Annotated in this window: 1 protein-coding gene; it reads right to left on the minus strand. The window is 61.3% G+C overall.

The genetic code is table 11. The features are described from left to right. Positions 1–550, minus strand: a 550-nt coding sequence (locus lacNas_RS03640; protein WP_201346604.1) for a ComEC/Rec2 family competence protein, incomplete at both ends; no start/stop codon positions are given.

Here is a 550-nt window from a genome sequence, read left to right on the forward strand (position 1 = left end):
CTTCCCGGTCACCACCAGCCCCAGGGCCAGCACGTAAGTCAGCATCCCCCCTGTTTCCAGCAGCAGCCGCGGCTCTAGGAGCTGCTGGCAGCAATAAGTCAGCCCCAGCAGGTCCGCCCGGCTGATTTTGCGCCGCTTGAAAGCCAGGCCCGCCGCAAAGACGTAGCTCAAGCTGGCCCGGATGAAGCCGGGCTGACCGGCGCTCAGGAAGATCTCAAACCCCAGCAGGCAGCAGCTGCAGGCGAAAACTTCCTCTTTGGTCAAGTGCAGGCAGCTGCCGATCACGGACAAGACGAACACATAAATGCCCACGTGCATCCCCGAGATGCTCAAAATGTGGATCACGCCCAAGTCCCGGTAGGTATTCAGATTGTCCTGGTTGTCCCCGGCGGGATTTTCCGCCAAAACCAGTTCACTGGCAAAAAAGGCCAAAAGGCGCGGCAATTGTTTCAGCCGGCAGCTGATCCGGTAGCGCAAACCGTGCAGGCGCGTCAGCAGGCTGGGGGCCGCCGGGGCCAGCTGGTAATCCGTCAGTTTGAGCTGGCGGCTG

Source organism: Lactobacillus nasalidis (genome assembly GCF_016587775.1).
Classification (GTDB): Bacteria; Bacillota; Bacilli; order Lactobacillales; family Lactobacillaceae; genus Lactobacillus; species Lactobacillus nasalidis.